The sequence below is a fragment of the Trinickia diaoshuihuensis genome (assembly GCF_003390925.1).
In the GTDB taxonomy this organism is placed as follows: domain Bacteria; phylum Pseudomonadota; class Gammaproteobacteria; order Burkholderiales; family Burkholderiaceae; genus Trinickia; species Trinickia diaoshuihuensis.
Genome location: NZ_QUBS01000026.1, coordinates 22,235 through 46,802 on the forward strand (window position 1 = coordinate 22,235; position 24,568 = coordinate 46,802).

A 24,568-nucleotide genomic window follows, 5' to 3' on the forward strand; every position below is an offset into this window, starting at 1 on the left:
TGTTCACGGCGCCGCCGCCACGCGCTCGAGCGCCGCGGCCAGTCTAGGTCCGATCTGTGCCAATGCATGCGGTCGCATCATGGCCTCGTGCACGCATTCTATGTCATGCGTTTCGATGCGGCCATCGACATAAGGCTGCCAAGCATCGGGTGTCCGCGAGCCGAGCTCGACCGAGCCGGCCTGCCGCGCGCGGAAGAACAGTACGTCGCCCCGGTACTTGCGCGGCGTGAACCGCGAGGCAAGGGCGGGCGCCGCCTTCAATTCGTCGAAGATGGCGTCGATTACCCCGTCTCCCAACGCTGACAATGCGCCGGCGGAGGCATCCACCAGATGTTGCTTGACCGTGCGCAACGTCAGCGATTGATCCGTCAACTGCGGCGCGGAATCTGAAAGCGCGCGAATCAGCAGCCGCATGACGTCCTCATCGGTCGGTTTGCTAACTTGCGCATCGCCGGCAAGCGGGTAGCCGTCGAGCATGACGAGTTGCTCGACACGCTCGCCGCTGTCTTGCATCTGTGTCGCGATGGCGTGCGCGATATGGCAGCCGAGGGACCAGCCGAGCAGATGGTATGGGCCTTCCGGCTGAACGGCGCGAATCTGCGCGAGGTAGTCGGAAGCGATCGCTTCGATCGTGGTCGCGGACGAGCGATTGCCGCGCAGGCCGCGCGCCTGCAACGCGTACAGCGGCCGCCCCGGGAGATAGCGCAAGAGCCCCGCGTACGGCCAACTGAAGCCTCCGGCAGGGTGAATGCAGAACATCGGTGCGCCGCTGCCGTGCTTGCGCAGCGCAAGCATGACCGAAAGCGCGTCGGAATCGGCGCTGCCCTCGATTCGTTCGGACAACTGAGCGATCGTGGGCGATTCGAACAAAGTCCGAATCGACAGCTCGCGACCGAGCCTCGCGCGCACTTCGGCGATCATGCGCGCGGCCAACAGCGAATGGCCGCCGAGCATGAAGAAGTTATCGTGCCTGCCTACGCGCGCAACGCCGACCAGTGCGCTCCAGATTTCGGCAAGGGCCGATTCTGTTTTGCCGCGCGGCGCTTCGTAGCGCTGAAGATCGAAGCCGGTGTCGTCCGGTTCGGGCAACGCCCGGCGGTCAAGCTTGCCGTTGCTCGTGAGCGGCAGGGCCGGTAGCACGGTGAAGGCGGCGGGCACCATATAGTCAGGCAAGCGTGCTTGAAGATGGGTGCGTAAAGACCGGGCGAGCGCATTGGCATCGGCCGCCTCCTCGCATGGCACGACATAGGCGATGAGACGCGTTTCGCTCCTCGCGTCCGGCGCGCCCAGGACGGCCGCATTCCGAAGGGCGGGATGGGTTCGAAGCTGCGCCTCGATCTCGCCGAGTTCGATGCGAAAGCCCCGTACCTTGACTTGCTGATCGTCGCGGCCCAAGAAGACGATCCGGCCGTCTGGCAGGTATCGAGCGAGATCGCCGGTGCGATACATGCGCGCATCAGCAGCGCCGGCTGCGATCGCGAAGGGGTCTGGAAGGAAACGTTCGGCGTCGAGATCGGGTCGATTCAGGTACCCGCGCGCGACACTCGCGCCGCCGATGTGGATTTCGCCGACGGAGCCCGTGGGGACCAGTTGGCCATGTGCATCGAGCAAATAGATGCGCGTGTTGTCGATCGGACGGCCGATCGTGTGAACGGATTCGTCGGGATCGATGAGGCCGGAGGTGGCGACCACCGTGGTTTCGGTCGGCCCATAGTTATTGACGAGTTGCACCGGCTCGGGCAAAGACGCGTGAAGGCCGCTGAAGCGATCGCCGCCGATGAGCAAATGCCGCAAACGCGCGGGCAAGCCCGAGTCGAGCGCGAGCTGCGCCAAGGGCGTGACGAGAAACGCGGTATCGATAGGCTGCGACCGCCACCAGCGCAGCATGGCCGCGGTATCGCCGGCAACGTCCGCGGGCGGCAGCAGCAACGTCGCGCCGCTGGCCAGCGCGGGCCAAATTTCCCAAGCGGCCGCGTCGAAGGCGAGGCCGGCCGTGCAAGTCGTGCGACTGCCGCCGTGCAGCCCGAATCGATCGGTATGCCAAGCGATCAGGTTCCCCAATTGCCGATGCTCGACCATCACGCCCTTGGGCATACCGGTGGATCCCGACGTATAGATGACGTAAGCGAGATGCTGCGCATCGAGACCGATGGAGTCGCGTCGAAGGTTCTCGACGGACGCATCGTTCCACTGCGCGTTCGGCCCGTCGAGATCGATTATCGGCACGCTGCCGGGCAGGCTCGGCCCCATTGCATCGCGGGCCGCGCGATCGACGAGGAGAGCGAGCGGCTCGGAATCGGCAAGCACGTGAGCCGCGCGCGCGGTGGCGTGAGCAGGATCGATCGGCACATACGCGCCGCCCGCTTTCAGTACGGCGATTAGCGCGACGATGAGTTCGATGCCGCGCGAAACGCAAACGGCGACGCGAGCATCGGGCCGCACCCCGCGCGCGCGAAGGTCGTGTGCGAGCCGATTGGCGCGCGCGTTCAGCTCGGCGTAGGCGATACGCTGCTCGCCCATTTCGATCGCGATCGCCTCCGGTGTGCGCGCCGCTTGATGCTCGATGAGTTCGTGAACGCAGACGTGGGCGGGATAGTCTCGCGCGGTGGCGTTCCACCTCGCGCTCAATTGTTCGTACTCCTCGCCATCGACGAGCGGTACTTGCGCGAGCGACTGGCTCGCACCGTCGGCGATGGCGCGCAGGATCGTCGTCAAATACCGCGCGTGCCGCGTCATCGTCCGTTCGTCGAACAGCGCGACGGCATAGCGCAGCGCGCCGCTGACCGTACCGCCGTCGTCCGCCAGATCGAGTTCGAGGTCGAACTTCACCTGATCGAACGAGCCGGGGACCGGCTCGATGCGCAGGTTCGGCGATTGAAGCGGACCGATGTCGATTTCCTGCCACGCAATCATGACTTGGAAGATCGGCGTATGGTCGAGCCGTCGCCACGGCTGCACGATTTCGACGACCTGTTCGAACGGCAGGTTCTGGTGCTCCTGCGCGCCGAGCACGGCCCCGCGTATCCGTGCGAGCAGCTCCGCGACGCCGGGTTCACCGGCGAGATCGACGCGAAGCGCCAGCGAATTGACGAATAGACCGATCAACGGCTCGAGTTCGGCTCGCGGACGGTTCGCGGTCGGCGTGCCGATCACTACCTCCGATTGCCCCGACAGCCGCGAGAGCACGACGGACCATGCGGCCATCATCAGCATGAAGAGCGTTACTCCGTGCTGCCTGCAAACCCGGCGCAGCGCTTGCGTCAGAGCGGCATCGAGCGTAACGGCAACGTGCGCCGCCTCGAAGCGCTGACGTGGCGGGCGCGGTCGATCGGTCGGTAAAGTTAGCAAAACCGGTGCGCCGTCGAGTGTTCGGCGCCAATAGTCGGCTTCGCCGGCTAGGCGCTCGGCGGTGAGCCAGCGGCGCTGCCACGCGACATAGTCGGGATATTGAATCTCGAGCTCGGGTAGCGGATCGGCCTGGCCGTTTTGCAGCGCCTGGTAGTGCGCGAGGATCTCGCCGATGATGACGCGAATCGACCAGCCGTCCGAGACGATGTGATGCTGCACGAGCATGAAGACGTACTCGCCCTCGGCAAGGCGCACCAGCCGTGCGCGGATGAGCGGCCCGGCGCGCAAGTCGAAGGGCGCGCGTGCTTCCGCTTCGCATAGCCGGCGCAAGGCTGTCAACGCATCGGCGGACGCGCCTAATTCGTCGACTCGCCAAGGCATGCCTTGCTCGGCCGGCAGCAGGCGCGCGGCCGGTTGACCCTGCGAAACGGGGAAGACGGTCCGCAATGCCTCATGTCGGCGCCATACGCGATCGAGTGCCCGGCGCCAATGGTCGACGTCGAGCGCACCGCGCAGCCGCAGTACGACGGGCACATGGTAGGTCGTGCTCTCGCTGTCGCCTTCGAGCGCGGCGAGGAACCACAGTCGCTGCTGGGCAAACGACAGGCCGATCGTTTCCTCGCGTGGCGCGCGCCTAATCGGCGGCATCATGGGCGCGCTCGTCCGCGCCGCCGCGATCGCGGCGGCCTCGGCGAACGCACATAGCGTAGGATGGGAAAACAAGGTCGAGAGCGGAAGCTCGATAGCGAGCAGCGCGGGCAAGCGGCTCAGCAGGCGTACCGCCAACAGCGAGTGGCCGCCGAGGGCGAAGAAGTTGTCGTGCCGGCCGATCCGATCGACGTGAAGCAACTCGGCCCATAGCGCGGCTAATGTCGTTTCGAGCTCGCCTTGCGGTGCGTCGTAATCCTGGCGGGCGAACGCGTCGTCGGACGGAGCGGGCAACGCGCGGCGATCGAGCTTGCCGTTCGAGGTGACCGGCAGCGCGTCGAGCTGAACGAAGGCGGAGGGCACCATGAACTCGGGAAGTTTCGTCAGCAGATGGATGCGCAGTTCGTGAGAAAGCTGCGGCCGAGGTGCGGCCGCTTGGCCCTCGCGCAGCGTCACATAGGCGACGAGGCGCGGCTCGCCGTTGCCGTCTTCTCCGGCAAGGACGACCGCTTCGCGCACCGACTCGTGCTGGGCGAGCTGCGCTTCGATTTCCCCGAGTTCGATACGCAGGCCGCGGATCTTGACCTGATGATCGTTACGGCCGAGAAAGACGATGTTGCCGTCGGGGAGATAGCGGGCGAGATCGCCGGTGCGATACATCCGAGCGTGGGGCTTGCCGGCGGCCGATGCGAACGGGTCGGCTAGGAAGCGCTCGGCCGTGAGTTCGGGCCGATTCAAATAGCCGCGCGCGACGCCCACACCACCGATATAGAGTTCGCCGACCGCGCCGACGGGAACCGGTTCACCGCGCTCGTCGAGCAGATAGATCCGGGTGTTGTCGATGGGTTTGCCGATCGGCACGATATCGGCATCGAACGAAGCGGGGCAACTCCAGGCGGTGACGTCGATGGCCGCTTCGGTGGGGCCGTATAGGTTATGCAGATCGGCGCCGGGCAACAGGTTCCGGCATCGGCGCACGGTGGCGGCGGGCAACGCCTCGCCGCTGCAGACGATACGCCGCAGGGAGGTGCACTGGGCGGCGCCGGGCGCTTCGAGGAAGCTGCCGAGCATGGAGGGGACGAAGTGCGCGGTGGTGACGCGCTGCTCGGCGATGAGTGAAGCGAGGCGGTCCGCGTCTCGATGAATGCCGGGCGGGGCGATGCACAGCGTTGCGCCGTTCGCGAGCGTCCAAAAGAATTCCCAGACGGAGACGTCGAAGCTGAACGGCGTCTTTTGCAACACGACGTCGTCGGCTTGGAGGCGATAGGCGCGCTGCATCCAGACGAGACGATTGACGAGTGCGCGATGCTCGTTTTGCACGCCCTTGGGCATCCCGGTCGAACCGGATGTATAGATGACGTAAGCGAGATGATCGGGCCTGAGTCCCAGACGTTCGACGTCCGGATTCGAGTCCGCCTTGCCTTGCGGGGCTGCCTCGAGCTTGTCGATGCGAATGACGGGTAGCCGCGGATCGAGACGCGCATGCAAGGTCTCGTGACCGACCTGATCCACCAGCAGCGCAACCGGCCGGGCATCGCCGAGAATATGCGCGAGGCGATCGGCCGGGTAGCTCGGATCGAGCGGGACATAGGCACCGCCCGCTTTAAGGATACCTAACAGTGCGACGACCATGGCCATGCCGCGATCGGCGCAAACGCCCGCCAGGAACTCGGGTCGAACGCCGAGCGCGATCAGATGGTGGGCGAGGCGATTGGCGCGAGCGTTGAGTTCGGCGTAGGTCAACTGCTCGTTGCCGAATACGATGGCTGTCGCATCGGGCGTGCGTTCGACTTGAAGCTCGAACAATTGGTGCAAGCAAAGATGCGAGGGAAACGCCGTATCGGTCTCATTCCATCGACCGAGCGTTAGCTCGCGCTCTTCGTCGCCGATCAAGCCGATTTCATCGAGCGGCATCGACACATCGCCGCATACTTGGTCGAAGAAGCCGAGTAGGCGGTCGGCGTGCCTCGTCACCGTATCGGTATCGAACAGCGCGCTGTTGAATCGAAGCTCGAGATCGATCGATGCCGACCGCCCGAATTGCGTAAACAAGAAAGAAAGGCCGCTTTCTGGGCCCGAGATCCAACGGATGGGGGCGGCGCTTCCGTCGATCTCCACACCGTGCCGCAAGAATAGCGTGTTGACGCTGACATCCGTCTGGCGCGGATCGAGCCGGCAGGCGCGTACCAGTTCGCCGTATGGGTAGGCCCCGTGCCGCAGGGCGCCTTTGAATGCCTCGCAAACGCAGGTCAATGCCGTTGCCGCCGTACGCTGGGCGCCGATCTCGTCGAACTCCACATGCAGCGGCAGCACTTGTGCGAATTGCCCAGGAATATCGAGCGCTTCCCTCGCCCGATTAAGGAACGAGATGCCGACGGTTACGTCGTGTCGTTGGCAGATCCGCGCGAGGTAGAGCGTCGTCATCGCGGTCAAGCATTCCGCCGGTGAGAGCGAGAGCATTTTGGCCGAGCCGGCCAGCTTGTCCCGCAGCGCCTGGGGTATCGAGCGACGAACCGAGGCCACGAGCGCGGGCACGTTCGTGTTGAAAGGGCGATCGGCCAATTGCGTGACCAGCGGCGGGCTATCGATCTCGCCGCACCGGTCGCGCCAGTATTGCGCGTCCGCCGCGTAGGCCGGGGAGGCGAGATAGCGGTGCTCGGATGCGATGGTGTCGAGGAAGAAGCGATCGGTTTCGAACCGATGCGAGGGGTCGTCCTCGAGCACCGCGTAGTTCTTCGCGATTCGTTCGAACAGACGAATCGCCGACCATCCATCGTTCTGCACGTGATGCGTGCGCAATGCGACGAGTGCGCCGTCGGCCGCTTCGAAAGTGGCGACGGCACAAGTCGTATCGGGGATCGTCGCGCATAAACGATAGTGCCAGTCTTGCACGACCTGCCATGCCTCGTCGTCCGCAATGGGGCGCCGCAGTTGAATTCGCTCGTGCAGCGTGACGGGGGCGAAAGTTTCGCGTTGCAGTCCCAACGCGTTCCATTCGAGCCGGAAGGACTGATTTTGCGTGACCAGCGCGAGAGCGGCCTGCGCAAGCCGATCGCGATCGATCGTCGCGGGGCAGCGCATGACGGCGACCGAAGAAAACGCCGTGCCCCGCGGGGCGGCTTGCTCGCGCAACCATAGCGATTGCTGTGAAGCCGATAGCGGATACCATGCGCCCGCGGCCGACGCGGGCCTATCGACGAGACGCCCGACGGCGTCGCCGTGCGGGCCGCGTCGAGCAGCGGACAGGCTTGCCTCCCAGAGCGAATCGAGCGAGCTTTGCGGATGCGTCGAGCCGTGCGCGAGCAGTTCCACATAGAGCGCGGCGATCGCCTCGACACTGGACTCGTCGAATAGGTCCGCGCTATAGATGACGTTGCCGATCAAAGCATCGCCGTGCGTTTCGAAGATGACAGCGAGGTCGGCGCCGCGTGCCACCTCTTCGCGCGCGATCGGCTCGACTGAAAGACCGGCGAACGAAGTACGGGTTTCGGCCATGCCGTGCTGAAGCTGGCAGAACACCTGGAAAATCGGATCGTATGACGACGAGCGAGGCGGATGGACGGCCGCGACGATATCGGCGAACGGCAGCGCGGCGATATCGAGCGCGGATAGCAGCGTATCGGCGGCGGCCTCCCAATGCTCGGCCAGTGCCGCATTCGATCGGACGCGATGTCGAAGGGCGATCGTATTGACGAAGAGGCCGACCATCGATTCCGTGCCGGCCGCATCGCGCCCCTCGGCGACGGTCCCGATCGTGATTTCTCGGCTATGCGCGAGGCGGGCGCAGAGCAGAGCCAGCATCGTCTCGAGCACGATGAAAGGGGTGATGCGATGCGCCGCCGAGGCGCGCCTGATATCGTCGATGAGTCCCGCGGGAAATCTCAACGCAACCCGGCCCGCGTTGCTCGACATGACAGTGGGGCGTGGCCGGTCGGCCGGAAGATCCACGCGGGCAGGGGCGCCGGCGAGCGTCTCTTGCCAGCGGTGCTGTAGGGCGGCGACACGCTGCGCGTCGAGTGCTTGCCGCTGCCAGGCGGCGTAGTCGCGATACTGCAACTCGGGCGGCGCGAGGTTGGGCGCGCGGCGTTCGGCCAGTGCTTCGTAGGCCGATGCGAAGTCGCGCCAGATGAGCGTCCATGATGCCGCATCGACGGCGATGTGATGGACCGCAATGAGGAGGATCGCCCGTGAAGAGCCGTCGGCGAACAGCGTGGCGCGAAAGATCGGTCCGGTAAAGCAGTCGGGCGTCTCGGCCGCCGCGCGTTGTGCCAAGCGCAGTCCCTCGGCATCCGTATCGGTCACTCGCCGGATTTCGAGCTTGAATTGGCCGGGCGCGCCGATGACCGGGCGAACGATGCCCGTGGCGGCGTCGGTCTCGTAATGCGTGCGCAGAATTTCGTGGCGGTCCACCACGGCTCGCAACGATCGATCGATCCACTCGTGATCGGCTACGCCTGATAGCAGGAGCAGGTTCGACGAATTGAGCATCCCGCGCCGCGACGAGGACGCTTCGATCGCGAGCGCGCGGGCTTCCGCGAAGGACAACGGCAACTCGCCGCTCCGATCGACGCGGACGATGCGGTCGAGCGGATCGGCGACGTCGATCGCGGCAATGGCAGCGGTCAGTTGAGCGATCGTCGGGGCCTCGAACACGGTCCGCAGCGCGACGGTCTTGCCCATCATCGCATTGAGCCTGGCAATCATGCGCATGGCGACGATCGAATGCCCGCCCAACTCGAAGAAGTCGTCGTGCCGGCCGATCCGATCGACGTGAAGCAACTCGGCCCATAGTGCGGCTAATGTTTGCTCGATTTCTCCGCGTGGTGCCTCATAGTCTCGGCGAGCGAACGCTTCGTCGGTCGGAGCGGGCAGCGCGCGGCGATCGAGCTTGCCGTTGGCCGTCACCGGTAATGAGGCGAGCCGGACGAAGGCGACCGGCACCATATACTCCGGCAACTTGGATTGAAGATAGGTGCGGAGTTGATGGGTCAGATTCTCCGGTGCCGCGCTCTCTTGTGTCTCATTCGCCGTGATGTAGGCGACGAGGCGCGGCTCGCCGTTGCCGTCTTCTCCGGCAAGGACGACCGCTTCGCGCACCGACTCGTGCTGGGCGAGCTGCGCTTCGATTTCCCCGAGTTCGATACGCAGGCCGCGGATCTTGACCTGATGATCGTTACGGCCGAGAAAGACGATGTTGCCGTCGGGGAGATAGCGGGCGAGATCGCCGGTGCGATACATCCGAGCGTAGGGCTTGCCGGCGGCCGATGCGAACGGGTCGGCTAGGAAGCGCTCGGCCGTGAGTTCGGGCCGATTCAAATAGCCGCGCGCAACGCCCACACCACCGATATAGAGTTCGCCGACCGCGCCGACGGGAACCGGTTCACCGCGCTCGTCGAGCAGATAGATCCGCATGTTGTCGATGGGTTTTCCGATCGGCACGATGTCGGCGTCGAGCGAAGCGGGGCAACTCCAGGCGGCGACGTCGATAGCCGCTTCGGTGGGGCCGTATAGGTTATGCAGATCGGCGCCGGGCAACAGGTTCCGGCATCGGCGCACGGTGGCGGCGGGCAACGCCTCGCCGCTGCAGACGATACGGCGCAGCGACGTGCACTGGGCGGCGCCGGGCGCTTCGAGGAAGCTGCCGAGCATGGAGGGAACGAAGTGCGCGGTGGTGACGCGCTGCTCGGCGATGAGTGAAGCGAGGCGGTCCGCATCTCGATGAATACCGGGCGGGGCGATGCACAGCGTTGCGCCGTTCGCGAGCGTCCAAAAGAATTCCCAGACGGAGACGTCGAAGCTGAACGGCGTCTTTTGCAGCACGACGTCGTCGGCTTGGAGGCGATAGGCGCGTTGCACGACGTCGTCGGCTTGGAGGCGATAGGCGCGTTGCATCCAGACGAGACGATTGACGAGTGCGCGATGCTCGTTTTGCACGCCCTTGGGCATCCCGGTCGAACCGGATGTGTAGATGACGTAAGCCAGGTGCCGTGAGGTCAAGCCTAGGTTTTCGGCAAGGGGATTGCCGACCGGCGCCTCGTGCTCCCCGGTTTCGAACTCGTCGAGGTCGATCATCGGCGGCGACTTGGGCAGCGCCTCCGTCGTTGCGCGAGAAGCGCCATCGACGAGCACCAGCATCGGGTCTGCGTCGCTCAGAATATATGCGAGCCGTGCGCTCGGATAGCTCGGGTCCAGTGGGACATAGGCGCCGCCCGCCTTGAGGGTAGCCAGCAAAGCGACCACCATGGCGATGCCGCGCTCGGCGCACACGGCCACGAGCGAGTCCGGACGCACGCCATGTTCGATCAAGCGATGGGCGAGTCGATTGGCGCGCGCGTTCAGTTGCGCATAGGTCAAACGCCGATCGCCGAATACGACGGCGGTCGCGTGAGGCGTCTCGTCGGCTTGCCGCTCGAACAGGTGATGCATGCACTGCATCGACGGGAATGGGCGATCGGTCGCGTTCCATTCGTCGACGAGGCGATACCGTTCGCTTGCCGGTAACGTGAGGAGCCGATCGACGGGATCGCCGGATGCCTCCTCGAGCGCGGCGCCAATTCGCTCGAGCGCATGTTCCAGGTAGCCGCACAGTTGCGTCGGCGAAGCGGGATCGACCGCCTGTGCGCTGAGGCTCAGCGTATGTCCGTCGTCGTCGATCGACATCGCAAGGGGGTAGTTCGTTCGCTCATATCCGCCGAACCATTGAACGCCCGGTATCGAGCCGGCGACGCGATGCGGCACGGATGAATTGTGCCGATAGTTCAGGATCGCGTTGAACAACGGCGTGCTCGCCCCGGCGGGGCTGCACCGTTGCGCCAGCGCGAGCGAGGCATGCTCGTGCGCCAGCAACTGCGTCAGCCGTTGTTGCGCGGTGCGCGCGGCGTGCTCGACGCTATCCGCGCCGATATCGATGCGCAGCGGGAGGGTGTTGATGTACAAGCCCATCGCGCGCTCGACGTTCGAGCCGGCGGCCATGCGCCCGAACAACACCGTGCCGAACACGACCTTCTTTTCGCCGCTGACGCAGGCCAGTACGGCGGCCCAGCCGAGATGGCAGAGCGCGGCTACGCTGACACCGAGGCGGCGCGCTTGCTTGCGAAGCCGTTCGCAGAGTTCGGCGGGTAATGTACGCCTAGCCTCGATCGTTTGTGTGCCGTCGTAGCGCACGCTCGAGAGCCCGTAGGGCAACGTCGGCGCATCGATATCCGCCAGCATCTGCCGGAAGAATGCTTCGTGAGCGTGCGGCGGCATGCCCAAGCGGGCCTGCGCAACGAGGCCGCGGTAGGGAATGGGTTCGGGCAATTGCGCTTCACGGCCGCCGAGCACGCCTTGCACTTCGGCGTGCATCAATTCGAGCGTGCTGTGATCGCCCACCATGTGATGCAGCAAGACGAGCGCTTGCCAACCGCCCAGAGCCCCGCCATCCGGTGCGAGGACGAAGCGCAGCAACGGTGCGCAAGTCAGGTCCATTCGATAGCGGTTCGCATTGAAGCGTTGCCGCAATTGTTCGCTGACGGGCCCTTCGTTCGAGTCGAAGGACAGCGTCTCGACGGGCAATGGCGCTTTGCGATAGACGATCTGAACGGCTTGCGAGAGTCCATCCCAAGCGAACGCGGTGCGGAGTACGTCATGCCGATCGACCACACGTTGCATCGCCGCGAGATACCGGTCGAGCGTAGCGCGGTCGGCGAAGTGCATCTGTGCGCTGAGCAGATACGGATCCGCGGCTTCACTCATCAGATGGTGAAAGAGGATACCGTCTTGCAGCGGCGCGAGTGCGTAGATGTCCTGAATGTTGTCGATGCCGCCCGGCACGCGCGCGACGATTCGGTCGATTTCCGGCTGCGACAAATCGGCGAGCGGCAACGCGTCGGGCGCGATGACCGACGTGCCAGGCACGATCCGGTTAGGCGGCACGACGATGCCCGGCTCGTGGGTGCGTTCGTCTTGTAGCGACGCGGCCAGCTCGGCCGGCGTGGGATGCTGGAACAATGCGCGGCTGGCGATGGCCCAGCCTTGCCGGCGCAGCCGTTCGATTGCCTGGATGGCCAGCAGCGAGTGACCGCCGAGCGTGAAGAAGTTGTCATGGCGGCCGATACGATCGACGTTGAGCAAGTCGCTCCAAATCGCCGCGATCAAGCGTTCGGTTTCAGTTTCCGGCGTGTCGTCGCCGTGGTGCACGAACGCATGCTCGGATGGGGCGGGCAGGGCGTTTCGATCGAGTTTTCCGTTGGGCGTCAACGGTAATGCCTCGAGCGGCACGAACGCCGCGGGCAGCATGTACTCGGGCAGCCGTGTTTGGAGGTGCGCGCGAAGTACGCCGGCGAGCCCGGACACGTGAGTGCCGGTCGGCCGCGCAACGACGTAAGCGACCAAACGTGTCTCACCGCGCGCGTCACGGACCGCGGCCACGGCTGCCTCGCGGACGCTCGCGTGGCTGAGCAATTGCGTTTCGATTTCGCCGGGTTCGATCCGAAAGCCGCGGATTTTCAGTTGTTGATCGTTACGGCCGAGGAAGACGATGCGGCCGTCGGGCAGATAGCGGCCTAGGTCGCCCGTGCGGTACATGCGGGCATGGGGCTTGCCCGCGGCGCGCGCGAACGGGTCGGGAAGGAAGCGTTGGGCGTCGTCTTCGGGCCTGTTCAGATAGCCGCGTGCGACGCCGGCTCCGCCAATGTAGATCTCTCCGGTTGCCCCCGGCGGCACCGGCTCGCCGTGCGCATCGAGCAGATAGATGCGCGCGTTATCGATCGGCCGGCCGATCGTATGAACGGTTTCTTCCGCAAGGATGGGGCCGTATGTCGCCACGACGGTCGCTTCGGTGGGACCGTAGTTGTTGATCAACTGCACGGACGCGGGCAGCGGCGCGGGGAGGGCCGTGAATCGATCGCCGCCGATGAGCAGGCGCCGCAGCCCGGCGGGTAAGCCCGCTTGGATCGCAAGCAAGGCGAGCGGCGTGACGAGAAAAGCGCAATCGATACGTTGGCTACGCCACCACTCGAGCATGGCGGTCGTATCGCCGGCGATATCGGCCGGCGGTAGCAGCAGTGTCGCGCCGCAACTCAGGGCAGGCCATATTTCCCAGGCGGTGGCGTCGAACGCGATCCCCGCGGTGCTCGTCGTTCTGCTGCCCGGTTGCAGCTCGAAGCGGCGCACGTGCCAGGCGATGAGGTTGTCCAGTTGCCGATGCTCGACCATGACGCCCTTGGGTGTGCCGGTCGAACCTGAGGTGTAGATCACGTACGCGAGGTGATTCGAGGTCAGCCCGATCGGCTTGGGCGACGGATTGGCCATCGAAGCCCGGCCCCACGCCGGCTCGGTTGCATCGAGTTCGATGATGGGGGCGCTGGTTCCAAGCAGCTCGGACACCGTCCGCCGGTGGGCTCGATCGACGAGCGTGGCCAGCGGTGCGGCGTCGTTCAGGATATGGGCGATCCGCGCCGCGGGATAGCCGGGGTCGATCGGCACATAGGCACCGCCCGCTTTGAGGACGGCCAGCAATCCGATGATGAGATCGACGCCGCGAGATGCGCATAACGCGACGCGGGTATCGGGACGCACCCCAAGTTCGATCAGATAGTGAGCGAGGCGATTGGCGCGCGCATTCAGTTCCGCATACGTCACGCGTTGATCGCCGCATTCCACCGCGGTGGCATCCGGCGTACGTTCGACTTGCCGCTCGAACTGCTCGTGCACGCACAGATGAGCGGGATACTCGGCGTCGGTCGCATTGAACTCCTCGAGTAAGCGCTTGCGCTCGACCGTATCGAGCAGCGTCATGCGCCCGATGGGCCGGCATGGATCAGCCAGCGCTTCCTCGATAAACCGCACTATTCGCCGGGCGTGGGCGGATACAGTCGGCTCATCGTGCAAGCGCGCATTGCCGTCGACGTGCAGTTCGAACGATGCCGTTCCGGGCTGCCCGATCACCGTAACCGCGAAGTCGTTCACCATGCCGTTCGACAGCGAATGCAGCGTGGCTTCGCCGCCGCCGAAACGGAACGAATTGTCGAAAGCGATGATATTGATGCGCGGGCCGAAGATCGGCGCGCGCGATGCGCCGGTCATCTGCCGGATGTCCTTGATCCGATACTGCTGGTGCTTCAAATGTTTGAAGATATCGGCGGCGACTCGCTCCGATAGCTCGACGAGATTGTCCTCGGCACGCATCGGGATGTGCAGCGGCAGCACGTTCGCGAAAGAGCCGGGGGTATCGCGCGTCTCCTTGGAGCGAGCGGCGACGGGGAAATCGAAGACGCTCGCGCGTCCGCCCGTATAGCGGAACAGATAGGCGGCGATGATCGCCGTGAGTACCTGCGGCCATTTGCCGATCCGCTCCTCGGCGCGCAGCAGTTCCTCGGCCAGCGGACCGGGGATGTGAATCGAGCTGCGCACGAACGCTCCGGTCGAATCGGGCGGTCCGCCGTTAATCGTCGCCGGCTCGGGCAGCGTTGCCGCGTATTCGCGCCAATAGGCTTGATCGGACGCGTAGCGTGGCGACGTGCGATATCGATCGTCGCTATCCAAGACGGTTTCGACGGGCGCGAAACCGCAGAGCGGAACCGGGCGCACCTCGATCAGCGCGTTGTAAACCGCTTCGACGCGCCGGGTCGCGAGCGTCACGCTCATTCCGTCCATGACGATGTGGTGATAGCGCTGATACCAGACGTAGTGCCGTTCACCGAGCTTGAAGAGCCGATGCACCATCAGCGGACCGGCGACGAGATCGAACACGTTCGCCGCCAAGGCCTGCATCGCCGATAGGGCCGCCGCGAACGGATCGGCCGCGGCGGACAGATCGATATGTTCGAACGGAAGTTCGGGCGGCACGCCGCGCCACTGTGCCGGCGCGGATTCACGATCGATAAAACGAAAATGGAGAATCTCGGCTTCCGCTACAAAATATCGTAGTGAGCGTTCGAATACGGCTGGATCGATCTGTCCATGAATGACCGTATATCCGCCGCTGTCATAAAAAGGATTATTCGGGTCTATTTTTTGCGAAAACCACATTTCCAATTGCGACGCGGTGAGATCAAGCAACCGGACAGTCTTGGATTCGCTCACGGCGATAGGCCTCGACGAGAATGATGATTCCCCGCATTCGCTGTCCGGGGGGGCCGCGCAGGCAACGGCTGTCCCGCAGACGCCCATGAGGGGCCTGTTCGTTACGATAGGGTTACGGCGAAATTCAACGAATGTGTCGATACGAACGTTCCGCGCGGGGGAAGCGATCGACGCGATACGGGTACTAAACTAGCAAACGTTTTACTGTTTAGCAAAGGCTGTTTTGGGTGCCGGATGGCGAGCGGAACGAAGAATTCCGTTTTACGAAATCACTGATGAAAAGCGATTTATATGAAAATGAACGTTTGGAATGCCGCGCGGGTATTGACGAAAGGGTCTTAAAACCGCGGAGTTTCGCGTTCCTATCGAATCCAAGCAAAAAGGCCCACCGCATCGCGGCGCGCCTTTTACATTCGCGAGAGGAACGCGAAAGCACGAGTTGAACGCTCCCGGGGAAGCGCAAACGCGGGTTCGCGCTTTCTCTATGCGTTGCGCATGTTAGCCGCGAGTGTTTCAGGCGGCTTTCAGCTTGAACACCTCGACCGCCCTGCGCAACGATTCGGCCTGTTCGGCCATTGACTGTGCCGCGGCAGAGGCTTGTTCGACGAGCGCGGCGTTTTGCTGCGTGACTTCGTCCATTTGCGTCACCGCGATATTGATCTGTTCGATGCCGGTGGTTTGCTCGTTGCAGGCGGACGAGATATCCGACACGATCGCCGTCACCTTCTCCACCGATTCGACGATGTCGCCGATGACGCCGCCCGCGCCGCGCACGATCTGTGCCCCCGTGTCCACGCTGCCGGTCGATTCGTCGATCAGCGTCTTGATCTCGCGCGCCGCGTTGGCGCTGCGTTGCGCGAGCGTGCGGACCTCGCCGGCGACGACCGCGAAGCCTCGGCCTTGCTCGCCGGCGCGAGCCGCCTCGACGGCCGCATTGAGTGCGAGGATATTGGTTTGAAACGCGATTCCTTCGATCACGCCGATGATCTCCCCCATCTTCGAGGAGCTTGCGGAAATGTCGGCCATCGTATCGACGATCCGCCCCATCGCGTCGCCGCCTTGATGCGCGATCAGCGACGCTTTCTCGGCGAGCGAAGTGGCATCGTTGGCGTTGGCGGAGGTGCGCCGCACCGTTCCCGTGAGCTCTTCCATGCTAGTGGCCGTCTCTTGCAGGGACGCCGCCTGTTCTTCTGTGCGCTGGGATAGGTTCAGGTTGCCCGCGGCGATCTGCGAGCTTGCCGCGGCTACGCCCTCGGCATTGCGCCGCACGCTGCTGACGACGCTCGAGAGGTTCGCTTGCATTTCGTGCAGCGCGGCGAGCAATTCGCCGATCTCATCGGAGCCTTCGGCGTGGATCGGCGAGGAGAGGTCGCCGGTGGCGACGGTGCGGGCTACCCCGACCGCGCGATTGAGCGGATGAGTGATCGTGCGGCTGAACTTGATCGCGCCGGCGAGGCCGACGGCCAGCGCCACGAGCATCAACGCGGTGCTGATCATCGATGCGCGGTGCGCATGGATCGCCGCTTGCGCCGATGCGTCGGCGCTCATTGCCGCGATTTCGTGCGCGGCTTGCGCAAGCAAGGTCGATGGCTGCCGATCGACGCCAGCCACCTCGTGGTCGCCGGCCGTCGGGTCGAATTGAGCGGCCTTGAAGGCGTCGAGCCCTTTGCGATAGCCCTGGCCCATCGTTTCATGGGCGCTCAAAAATTGCTGAACGAGGTCGCGTGCGCTGCCTTGAGGAAGTTTGGCGAGCAAGTCCTTGCATTGTTCATCGACCGTGCGCTCGTCGTTTTGGAACGCTTCCCAGCCGTGCGAGAGCTTTTCTGGATCCTTCCCGCGCAGCAAGATGTCCTTCCATTCCTGCACTTGCATCTTGAAGTTGAAGAGCGCGCTGGAGATTTCACGCTCGTTGGCAACCTGGCCCTGTATGACCGATTGGTACTCGTTGATCGATTGATTAAGCGCGTAGAGGCCGTAGGCGGCGCTTGCGAACATCATCAGCAAAAATGCGGCGAAGGCGAGGGGTAACTTCAGAGAGAGCTTCATGGTGCACTTCTTCAAGATTAATGGCTGCGCCGGCCGGCCGGGGGACGAAAAGGCGTGGCGGTCGGATCGATCCGTCCCTTGTCGTGTCGGCGCCGAGCGAAAGCTGGCGTTGCCTATCTGTTGACGGCGGTGCGGGCCGTTACTTTAGGGCTCGTTATGGTTTTTCTTATTTTTGGCAATTGGTTCGTTCTACTAATGATACGTGGCGCGCCCATACAGGGTCGGAATAACGGCTGTGATAGTAAGACTAAAGATGCAAAACCAGGCCATGGCGTAGAGGTAAATCCAAAGCATCGCGTCGCTGCGCCCGAGCGCGTTGATCATCGTGTTGCAGCGACTCACGAGTTCCGGCACGCCTATGACGGAAGCGGTCGACGAGGCCATGACGATCACGACGAAGTAGTTCGCCAGATGAGAGACGAACAGGCGCGCGCCGCGTGTCGAACCCGCGCGCCATTCGCCCAGCGGATGCAGTAAATTGTCCGACGTAAATCCGGCCACTGCGAGCGCTAGCGCAAGGGCTGCCTTAAGCCACGCAGGGATTGGTAGGATGAGATGAACGAACGGTAAGGGGACACCGTTCGGCAACATGAATATTAAGTAGTACTGAAAGACAAACGTCGGAACATTGCGCGACACGCCGGTGAGCCATTGACCGCCCCAGGCGCAAACGCGGCACGACGATAGGCGCAGCAACGCGAGTGCGAACCCAAGCGCGAGTCCGCTGACCAAGGCCACACAGGAAATGACGATGTTCCAGGCGAAACCGCCCGCCAGGTACGGCGTCCACGCGGCGAGCGCTCCAACGTTGGACTCAACCGGCGACATGCCGCCCCCTCGTAGCGATCGAACGCAGCAGACTCAGTACGAGCCAAACGAGGCCGGCAAAAACGATCATCAGCGTATTCATCATCGTCGCCACGTTGCCGTGTTCCGCGATGATCGAGGTCGAAACCGACAACAATTCCGGTACGGCCACGGCGCTTGCCATCATGGTTGCCTTGGTGACGTTGACGAGGAACGCCGTAACCGATGGAAGCGAGCGCCGCAGCAGCCGGCCGAGCGTGGCCGGCCCGATGCGCAATCCCGGTTCGTGCGCGCGCTCATGGCGCGCGGCGTCTTCGAGCGTCCTCATGATCCCGGCGCCCGTATAGGCGCTGAGGGAGGCGACGACGATCCAAAACGCGCTCGGATGAAGGTGCCAGCGCGCGGCCAAGAGCGAGCCGACGCCGAAGGTCAGGACATAGATCTGTAGCAACGGCGGTGTGGTACGCGCGAGCAGCGCGAGCGTACGCAACACGGCGCCTGCCATCGGAATGGGCGCGGCGGCGAGCAGGGTCCAGACGAGGGCGCAAGCGAGGGCGCCGGCGACGCACGAAATGGTCAACCCCAACGTCAACGCGAGCGCATGCAGGAATTGCCGCCGCTCGTAATCGTCGTAGACGTACGTTAGATCGATACCCGTGCGTTCCGCAAAGGCCAAACCCCATCGGCGCAACCCGGTGACGTCGGTCGACGTGACGAACGCCGGGTTGCGGCAGGCGACCGGCCATCGTCCGTCCGCCGCGCGTGTGCAGACATAACGGCCCGCCTCGTCGCGCGCGGTCCATAACCGATGCATGTCGGCTAAAAACGGCGACGGCGGGAGCTTCCACTTGCGTTCCAATTCGAGTAAGAACCCTTGGCGGTGCCAATCGGCCACGGTATCGCCGATGAACCGATCCAGCGCCGTTCCTCGTTCTCTTCGCGCGATGGCGATGGCCCACGGGGTGGATAGCTGAGGCGGTAGCGCGAGGCGGTAGTCCCGCCACGCGGGCAAATGTAAATCGCCCTCGATCGCGGTGTTGTCGAACAGCCATCCGGCGCAACGGCCGTCGCGCACCGCCAGCTTCGCATCGCGCCCGTTCGCGTAGACCTCGAGATCGAGCAAATAGCGCTTGGCGATCTCGTGATTGAAATAGCTGCCTTGCGTGGCGCAAATCGTGGCTCCGCGAACGTCGGCCCACGTCTTGATCGTCGAGTCCGCTCGCGTCATCAGCGCCGCGCCGGAGGCATAGTAGTCGGGTTCGATCAAGGTCGCGATGTTGCGCCGTTCGGCCGTGTCGCCCAGCGTGGCGATCGTCACGTCGGCGCGGCCCTCGTCGAGCACTTGAAGCCGGTTGGTCGCGCTTACCGAGATCGTGCTCAGGCTTACGTCTAGGCGGCGCGCGAGGTCGGCCGCCAGATCGACCTCGAACCCTTGGTGGCCGGTGTCGCCTCCGAGCATGCCGAAAGGCGGATAGTCTGTTTTTACCCCGACGACTAGAACGCCGCTCGCGCGGATTTCGCCGAGGCGATCCGATCCGTGCGCCCATGCCGCCGTACCGGGAAGCACGCATGCGGCGACGATCGGCGCGGCGATTCGTGCTCGGGCGCGCGGCGTCATACCGGCACCGCGAGCACGCGGATGCCATAGCCGAGCGCGGGCGGCAATAGGCGCGCGGCCAGCCGATCAAGGCCCGACAACGCGCGCGATTGCGCGACCCACCATTCCGGCAATAGGCTTTCGGCCTCGCACGCTTGGACCGCGAAACCCGCGGCGGCGAGTTCTCCGGATAACCGTTTCGGAGAGTACAAGTGGTAAAAGAAGGTGAGCGGCTGCCCGCCGACATGGCGCGTGAAATAGATGTTGCCGTGCTCGCTGAGCGGCGGTAACGCAACCTGCATGCGTCGCGCGAGCGACCATTTCAGCAATTCCCGCGGCCGGCGGCGCAGGACCGAAGGCACAGAGACGATTAGGCGGCCGTTCGCGCCGATCAAACCTCGCATCCGCTTGAGCGCCGCGATACGCGTGGCGCGATCGCCCAAATGCGAGAGCACGCCGAAGAGCATGAGGATCATGTCATAGCGCGGCGAGCGACCGAGGCGCGACCAGTTGCCGTGGACGAGCCGCACGCGCGGGCCGAACGGCGTACGACTCAGTTGATCCTCGAATTGGGCCAACGAAGCGGCGGAGATGTCGTAGGCGGTGATATCCGCGTGGCAGCGCTCGAGTAGCGCGAGCGCATATCGCCCGTTGCCGCAGCCGAAGTCCAAGATTCGCTCGGCATCGGCTGCGCCGTTTCGCAGCAAATAATCGAGCGTCGAAGGATTGGGCCGAGGATAGCGGGCGCTATATCCGTCGTTCCGGACATAGCGATCGTAGGTGTCCGCCATTGCGTCGGCGATCAGGTTGGGCTTCACGTCGTCGGTCCCCCGTTGAACGATTGCATTGGCCTGCGCGTTTAATGCCCGATGGCCCTGCGTAGCTCGGCGGCGATGCGGGCCGCGCCTCGCGCCTCGGGAGCCAGATGGGCCGCGAGCTTGCGAGCCAGCGAGAGCGCCGCTTTGGACGGGGCCGTCCCCCGGCGTTGGCGCCGCTTGATCCACCAAAGCGCGGCGTGGGCGAGCGTCATCTGCAACAGCGTGCGCACGCGTTCCATCTCGTAGACGACATTCAAGGCGCTCATCGCGACCCATAGCGCAAGTAATGGCGTCAAATAGCTGTCGACCACGCTGGCGGCGGCCATCGGCAGATGTGCATAGATCCAAGGCGTGCCGTCTCGATAGAACTCGTCCACGAGGCGATCCGGTTGCGACGCATCGCCCGTATAGCGCGGGAACGCGCCGGCGTCGTTGACATAGGTGCGACGGCGATGGACGTCGCGCATGGCTTCGAGAACCGCGTAGGCGGTGGCGGGCGCGATGTCGCGCCGGGCGACGACGGAAATTTTCGCCGCAAGCAGCCTCGTGTCGGTCGGCGGGATGTTGCGCGAGAGGTCGTAAATGCCGGCGGGCAACGTCACTTCGTCGAGGTAGGGTAACTTGGCGGCCAACGCGCGCTGCTGCGTGACCTCGATCATGACGAGGTCGGGATTTTTGGCCAGGTCCGCCACGAGATCGCTGTCGGCCGCTAGGATGAAGATCCCCGCGTCGAACGCGCCCTGCTTCAAGCGGGTCGCGGCGCTTTGCAGCGGAACGAACGCGATGCGCGTGTTGGCTTCGGCGATCGCGCTCGACGAAAATACGCGCAGCATCGTTTCGCTCGTTACGCTGCTGCGCGGCGGCAGCACGAGCGAGAGCCCTCGTAGATCGGAGAACGACCGGATAGGATGGGCCGCAGCGGTGCGACGATTCTCGAAAATGAAGATGGGTTGAAGTTGAACGTCGCCGAGCGACATGAGTTTTGCGTTGTCCGCGCCGCCGTGGTTCTCGGCGGCGAAACCGAGGTCTAGATGCGCCCGATCGTCGGCGACGCGCGCCTCGATCTCACTCGTGTTTTGAAACGGAACGATCTCGACGCGATAGCCCTTGCGCTCGATAAGCGCCTTATACGCTTGCGCCGTTTCATAAAAACTGCCGCCGATGGGGCCCGCGGCAATGCGAATCCGCGGCGATGGCTGCGCATGGATAGCCGCATAGAGAAGCACGCCGAGTGCGCCTATGGCGAGCGATACCCGCGTGTGTTTCGGTTTGATCCAATTGAGTCGCCTATCCATGATTCGAACGAGCGCGCTTTCGCGGCGATGGCTCGTTGATCTCCCAGTGGTCGGGTTGCGCGGGCGGCGATGCGGCCGTGCCGTTGACGGATCGGCCGCTCGCCTGGGGTGGAATGGATTTTCCGAGCCAAGACGGCGCTTGACCATGATGCGGAGGTCGTGGGACTGCCTGCCCGGGAGCTCTGGCTACCCGCTATCGACCAGTCCAATGTTCCAAAATCGGAATTAAGGTAACAATGTAAGCATTTTGAAATTATTGACCCGGAAAGAAATTCCTATACAGATGGGTCTGGTTTGAATCCAATGAGGCGAGTGAATGGGAGGCTATCGATTTCCTCGGGTCGCTCAATTAGAATTCAATCCTCATGAATTTCCCGCGGTCTGCGTATAAATAAGGAGTGCCGACATGAAGTTCGGCCCGCTTTTCGACGCGCTGTTTTATGGCAATGCGCAAAACAATCGGTTAATCAAGCTCGATACGCCATTGGGCGAGGACTGGCTCGTCCCGCTTCAGGCGAAGGGCACGTCTAGGCTTGGACGCAATTACGAGTTCGTCGTCGATGCCGCCTCGGCCCGGGGTGACCGCATCGACTTGAAGACGCTCATCGGCCAGGCGGTGACGCTTTGGCTGCAGCAAACGGACGGGACCTATCTGCCGCACCACGGTTATGTGCAGACGTTCAGCCGCTTGGGAAGCGACGGTGCGCTCACTTACTACCAATTGAGTTTCTCGTCGTGGATGTGCTTTTTGCCGCTGCGCCGGGACATGCGCGATTGGCAAGAGCAGCCGGGCGAGCAGATCGTCGCCGACGTGTTCGATCAGCACCCGCAGGCGCAGGGCGCCTATCGCTTCGATTTGCGTCAAGCGATGCCGCGCTACTCGAATCGCGTGCAGTGGGAAGACGATTGGAACTTCGTTCATCGCAGCTTGGAGGAAGCGGGGGTATTCGGCCGTTTCGAGCAGGCGCAGGACGGGACGTCGCATACGCTCGTGCTGATGGACGATCTGTATTTCGTGCCCGAACTCGCACAAAAGACCGTGCGCTTCGTGCGTACCGGCTTGCGTGAGGAAGTGGATGGCTTCACGCAATGGAAGGAACGCCAGCAGATTCAAAGCGCGAAACTGACGACGCGCACGTTCGACTACAAGCGGCCCGATTTGCCCAAGCAAGTGGACGGCGCCGTCAGCACGCGTGACGAGGTACCCGCGCAAGGCGAGGTGTACGACTACACGGGGGCCTATACGTGGGGCGTTCGCGACCATGGCGAACATCAATCGACGGTGCGCGTCGAGTCGTGGGAATCGCAGATGAAGCGTTTTCAAGGAATCGGCAGTTGCCGCTCCTTGATGCCGGGATATTGGTTCACGCTCACGGGACATCCCGTGCACGACAAGGAATCCGAGCAAGACCGGCAATTCGCGATTCTGGCCACGACGTGGACGATCCGGAACAACCTGCCGGGGATGGACGATATCGCCGATTTTCCGGAGAGCTTGCGCGCGGACGTCGAGCAAGCGGCCGGTAGCGAAGCGGGCGGCGTGACGGTTCGCCATCCCGACGGCAGCGAAGGATTCTTTCAAGTCGAGATCGAAGCGCAGCGGCGCCGTACGCCGTTTCGCAGCCCGCTCGAGCATCGCAAGCCCGTTATGCAATTGCAAAACGCGATCGTGGCCGGGCCTGATAGCGAGGAGATCTACACCGATTCGCTCAATCGCGTGAAGGTGTGGTTCCCCTGGAATCGGCGCAACGAAGGCGACGAGCGCGCGTCCGTGTGGGTGCGTGCGGCTTTTCCCGATGCGGGTTCGAAGCGCGGCGGACATTTTCCGCTGCGCAAGGGCGACGAGGTGCTCGTCGGCTTCATGGGCGGCGATTGCGATCGGCCGGTCATCTTGGGCCGGATGCATGGCGGCTCCACGCCGCCGGTTTGGCATACGAACGGGTTGTTATCGGGGATCCGATCGAAAGAGTACGGCGGCCGCGGATTCAACCAACTCGTGATGGACGACTCGACGGGGCAAAACCGCGTTCATTTGTATTCGACGAGCGCGGACTCGCATCTGCATCTCGGCTACCTCGTCGATCACACGGGCAATACGCGCGGGGCGTACTTGGGTAGCGGCTTCGATTTGAAGTCGAATGCCTATGGCGCGATCCGTGCCGAGCAGGGGCTGTACGTATCGAGCCATCCGGCGTCCGCTAAGCAGCCGATGGACGTGCGGCCGGCCAGCGCGCAGCTCGTCAATGCCGAAAGCGTGGTCGAAGCGCTTTCCGATGCGAGTGCGAAGCATCAAGCGGAAACCTTGAAAGAGGGCTATGACGCGCTCAAGGCGTTTACCGATGCGACGCAAAAGAGCGTGGCGGGGGCGGCATCCGATAACGGCAGGACGGCCGGTGGCGGCACGGGCAACGCGAACGGGTTCGCGGACCCGATCATGCTGATGGCGAGTCCGGCCGGTATCGCGCTTTCGACGCAGCAATCGACCACGGTCTCGGCCGATCGGCATGTCAACGTCGTGAGCGGCGGCAGCACGCATATTGCCAGCGGTAAGTCGCTGATCGCTTCGATCGGGGAGAAGCTCAGCTTGTTCGTGCAAAACGCGGGGATGAAGTTGTTTGCGGCCAAGGGGAAGATCGAGATCCAGGCACAGTCGGATGCAATCGAACTGACGGCGCAGAAAGGTGTCAAGCTGATCTCCGCGACCGATGCGATCACAGCCGCGGCCAAGAAGGAGATTTTGCTGACGAGCGGCGGCGCTTACATCCGTATCGCTGACGGCAATATCCAAATCCATGCACCGGGGAAGGTCGATGTGAAGGGGGCCGCGCACAATTTCTCTGGGCCAACTCGCCTTGATCCGGCCTTTCCATCATGGGTTGCTGCGGACGGCAAGCCAAAGCGCTCGACATCGTTTTCCGGTTAAGCGGTTGATAAAGGCCACGGTA

General features: G+C 63.7%; 7 protein-coding genes. 1 reads left to right on the plus strand and 6 read right to left on the minus strand.

From position 1 onward, the window contains the following. Nucleotides 1–3: 3 nt before the first annotated feature. The 6 genes from DXT59_RS07310 to DXT59_RS07335 all read right to left on the minus strand — a co-directional run bounded on the left by DXT59_RS07310 (nucleotide 4) and on the right by DXT59_RS07335 (nucleotide 21,623). Nucleotides 4–15,147 (minus strand): non-ribosomal peptide synthetase, encoded by a 15,144-nt coding sequence (locus DXT59_RS07310; RefSeq protein ID WP_116136255.1) that lies wholly within the window; start codon nucleotides 15,145–15,147, stop codon nucleotides 4–6. A 426-nt stretch (nucleotides 15,148–15,573) separates the two neighbouring features. Next, nucleotides 15,574–17,106, minus strand: a complete 1,533-nt coding sequence (locus DXT59_RS07315) for a methyl-accepting chemotaxis protein (protein WP_116136256.1) — start codon at nucleotides 17,104–17,106, stop codon at nucleotides 15,574–15,576. Nucleotides 17,107–17,298: 192 nt separating this feature from the next. Beyond that, nucleotides 17,299–17,934, minus strand: coding sequence for a polar amino acid ABC transporter permease (locus DXT59_RS07320; RefSeq protein ID WP_116136257.1), 636 nt, complete (start codon nucleotides 17,932–17,934; stop codon nucleotides 17,299–17,301). Next, the gene (locus DXT59_RS07325; protein ID WP_116136258.1) at nucleotides 17,921–19,531 is read right to left on the minus strand and encodes a transporter substrate-binding domain-containing protein; all 1,611 of its coding nucleotides are present in this window, start codon (nucleotides 19,529–19,531) and stop codon (nucleotides 17,921–17,923) included. Before DXT59_RS07325 ends, DXT59_RS07320 begins: the two co-directional genes overlap by 14 nt. Then, nucleotides 19,528–20,328 (minus strand): class I SAM-dependent methyltransferase, encoded by an 801-nt coding sequence (locus DXT59_RS07330; protein ID WP_162877992.1) that lies wholly within the window; start codon nucleotides 20,326–20,328, stop codon nucleotides 19,528–19,530. Before DXT59_RS07330 ends, DXT59_RS07325 begins: the two co-directional genes overlap by 4 nt. Before the next feature lie 41 nt (nucleotides 20,329–20,369). Next, nucleotides 20,370–21,623 carry a TAXI family TRAP transporter solute-binding subunit gene (locus DXT59_RS07335; RefSeq protein WP_162877993.1) on the minus strand — a complete coding sequence of 418 codons (1,254 nt, stop codon included), beginning with the start codon at nucleotides 21,621–21,623 and terminating at the stop codon, nucleotides 20,370–20,372. Between the two features lie 406 nt (nucleotides 21,624–22,029). Between DXT59_RS07335 and DXT59_RS07340 the strand changes: the two genes are divergently transcribed. Then, the gene (locus DXT59_RS07340; protein ID WP_116136261.1) at nucleotides 22,030–24,546 is read left to right on the plus strand and encodes a type VI secretion system Vgr family protein; all 2,517 of its coding nucleotides are present in this window, start codon (nucleotides 22,030–22,032) and stop codon (nucleotides 24,544–24,546) included. Nucleotides 24,547–24,568: the final 22 nt, after the last annotated feature.

What these genes read in the sequence shown, in the direction of transcription:
- DXT59_RS07315 (WP_116136256.1), bottom strand. Translation starts at nt 17,106, where the DNA reads ATGAAGCTCTCTCTGAAGTTACCCCTCGCCTTCGCCGCATTTTTGCTG.
- DXT59_RS07325 (WP_116136258.1), bottom strand. Translation starts at nt 19,531, where the DNA reads ATGACGCCGCGCGCCCGAGCACGAATCGCCGCGCCGATCGTCGCCGCA.
- DXT59_RS07320 (WP_116136257.1), bottom strand. Translation starts at nt 17,934, where the DNA reads ATGTCGCCGGTTGAGTCCAACGTTGGAGCGCTCGCCGCGTGGACGCCG.
- DXT59_RS07310 (WP_116136255.1), bottom strand. Translation starts at nt 15,147, where the DNA reads ATGGGCGTCTGCGGGACAGCCGTTGCCTGCGCGGCCCCCCCGGACAGC.
- DXT59_RS07335 (WP_162877993.1), bottom strand. Translation starts at nt 21,623, where the DNA reads ATGGATAGGCGACTCAATTGGATCAAACCGAAACACACGCGGGTATCG.
- DXT59_RS07340 (WP_116136261.1), top strand. Translation starts at nt 22,030, where the DNA reads ATGAAGTTCGGCCCGCTTTTCGACGCGCTGTTTTATGGCAATGCGCAA.